Raw genomic sequence first — 2,761 nt, 5'->3', positions numbered from 1 at the left:
ATTTAAGACAAAAAGTATGAATAATTCAGGGCAATATAAAATATTTAATATTATCTATTATACCACTATAATAGTATCTTGTGCAAACTTTAACTTAAACAATTAAATAATTATTATTCATTGAATGCATTTTAATAAAAAAGGCTTCACACTTCCCCAATGGAGAAATGCAAAGCCTTAATTGATAGTAATGTCAGAAAATTAATTACATTTCGTCAGGTGCCTTAACGCCCAACAAACGCAATGATTCCTTAAGAACTGCAGCGACACTGGCAACCATCGCTAAGCGCGAATTCTTTTCAGCATCATCAGTCAAAACCTTAGTATGTGCATAATACTTGTTAAACGATTTAGACAACTGAATGGCGTATTTCGTGATCACAGATGGTTCATATTCTTCGACAGCACGTTTGATCATTGCTGGGAAATTAGCTAACTGACGAACAACTTCCCATGAGCCTTCATCTTGCAAACCTGCAATATCAGCATTTTCAAGGTCGATCTGCCCAGCTTTACGTAAAATACTCATAGCACGAGCGTGAGAGTATTGCACATATGGACCTGTTTCGCCTTCAAAACGGACAACTTCTTCTAAGTTGAAATCAAAATTATTCAAACGATCATTCTTTAAATCATGGAAGATCACGGCACCGACACCAACTTCTTCGGCAACCTGATCTTTGTTTGGCAAATCAGGATTCTTTTCAGCAATCTGTTTTTTAGCCAAATCAACAGCGTCATTCAAAACATCTTCGAGCAAGATAATATTGCCTTTACGAGTTGAAAGTTTTTTACCACCGGAAGTGATCAAACCAAATTGAATATGATGAATGTCATCTGACCAGTCATAACCCATTTCTTTTAAAACAGCTTTTAACTGCTTAAAGTGATTAGTTTGTTCGTTACCAACAACGTACAAGGATTTTACAAAATCATATGTCCGGAATCTGTACAATGCAGCGGCTAGATCACGAGTAATGTATAAGGTCGTTCCGTCAGTCTTTTTGATCAAAGCCGGATTTAAACCATATTTTTCCAAGTCAACGATCTCAGCGCCACGGCTTTCTTGCAATAAGTTTTTATCTTCTAAGATCGACACGATCTCGTCCATTTTATCATTGTAGAAAGATTCGCCATTGTAAGAATCAAACTCGATTCCTAGTTTAGCATAAATAGATTTGAAGAACTTCAAGGATTCATCTCTGAACCATTGCCATAACTCAGTTGCCTCTTTATCACCATCTTCAAGCTTTTTAAACCAAGCACGTGCTTCATCGTCCAATTCTGGATGTTCTTCATCGACTTGATGGAAATGAACGTAGTACTTCAATAAAGTATTGATTGGGTCTTGACGGACCTCTTCTTCACTTCCCCACAGCTTGTATGCTTCGATCAGTTTACCAAATTGAGTACCCCAATCGCCTAAATGATTGATCTTGATCGGATTATAATTAGCTTTTTTCAGCAGTTCCGCTAAGGAGTTACCAATGACAGTTGAACGCAAATGTCCCATTGACATTGGTTTAGCAATATTAGGTGAAGACATATCGATCGGAACATTGCCGCCATGGCCGAGATCTTGCTGCCCAAATGCTTCTTTTTGGTCTAAGATCTGATTTAAGATATTATGGCTAAATGCTTTCTTGTCAATGAAAAAGTTTACATACGGCCCGACTGCTTGGACCTTATCAAAAGCATCTCCTGAGATCTTTTCAACTAATTCTGGTGCGATCTGCTGTGGTGCTTTATGGTAAAGTTTAGCTAAAATAAAAGTCGGAAATGCATAGTCTCCAAGATCATAAGTCTTGGGAACTTCAATTTTGGACATAACTTCATCCAAGGATAACTGTCCCTCAGTTGCGTCAACAATTGCTTGTGCCACTAATTGTTTTTGTTTCATCAAAGGTTCCTCCTGCTTGTAATAATTTTATAATTTTCCTAACCAAAATATACTAAGTTCAACCTAGTCTATAACTCAATCTGGATAAAAAAAGTCCCCTGCAAATAAACTGCAAGAGACGAGATGACCCGCGGTACCACTCTAATTGATTAATGATCCACTCATTATTATCTTTAACGGGCTCTAAAAGGTACGATTCAATAAGTTAGACAGTCTGGCTTACATCATCCCAGACTCGCTGTATGCCGCCCTTATTTACTAGTCTTTATGATCGATGACCAACTAAAGATTTATCTGTATTTGAATAATAAACTAAAAAACATCTTCATTGCTGAAGATGTCATCGTCAAGCGGGTAACGAGAATCGAACTCGCGACATCAGCTTGGGAAGCTGGAATTTTACCACTAAACTATACCCGCAACAACAAAAACTAGTATAGCACAGCTTCTCAGGCTTGTCACTATCTTTATGCAGAAACTTTCTTCATACTGCTTAGACGAACGATCGCACGATTATGAAAATCTGTAACCGTGATATTATCACTTTCATCATATTTATCGATCGAAACCATCGCAGAATTATCATAAATCTTTTCAACGGTACCGACAAAATCATGTTTCAACGAACCAAACTTTTTACAACTAACCTGATCCCCAATTTTTAATGTAGTTTCCATTGTTTCACCCCTTACCAACTCTATCCACTGCAGAACTGCGCTTTTAGTCCAACAAAGCGAAAAGTTTGCTGCTCAGCAAACCTCACCAGTTCCTGTAAACACGAAAAGCATAGTAACAAAACTTTGGCAAAAAAGCAAGTAGTTTTAATTATCTGATAGTGTCAACTTTGTGTGGGTAAATTTT

2 protein-coding genes and 1 tRNA gene are annotated in these 2,761 nt (G+C 37.3%); all 3 read right to left on the bottom strand.

Going from position 1 to position 2,761, the window contains the following annotated elements:
• Window positions 1-205: 205 nt before the first annotated feature.
• Window positions 206-1,900, bottom strand: a complete 1,695-nt coding sequence (gene argS, locus FC65_RS09995) for an arginine--tRNA ligase (protein ID WP_010496415.1) — start codon at window positions 1,898-1,900, stop codon at window positions 206-208.
• A gap of 349 nt (window positions 1,901-2,249) precedes the next feature.
• Window positions 2,250-2,320: transfer RNA gene (locus tag FC65_RS09990), tRNA-Gly, on the bottom strand.
• A 47-nt stretch (window positions 2,321-2,367) separates the two neighbouring features.
• Window positions 2,368-2,577 (bottom strand): hypothetical protein, encoded by a 210-nt coding sequence (locus tag FC65_RS09985; protein ID WP_010496418.1) that lies wholly within the window; start codon window positions 2,575-2,577, stop codon window positions 2,368-2,370.
• Between the last annotated feature and the right edge of the window lie 184 nt (window positions 2,578-2,761).

This window comes from Ligilactobacillus acidipiscis DSM 15836 (assembly GCF_001435755.1).
In the GTDB taxonomy this organism is placed as follows: Bacteria; Bacillota; Bacilli; order Lactobacillales; family Lactobacillaceae; genus Ligilactobacillus; species Ligilactobacillus acidipiscis.
Note: the sequence above shows the minus strand (reverse complement) of the source record. Positions and strands in the feature narration are given on the sequence as shown.

Coding starts and splice junctions, on each gene's coding strand:
- argS (WP_010496415.1), bottom strand. CDS start 1,900: ATGAAACAAAAACAATTAGTGGCACAAGCAATTGTTGACGCAACTGAG.
- FC65_RS09985 (WP_010496418.1), bottom strand. CDS start 2,577: ATGGAAACTACATTAAAAATTGGGGATCAGGTTAGTTGTAAAAAGTTT.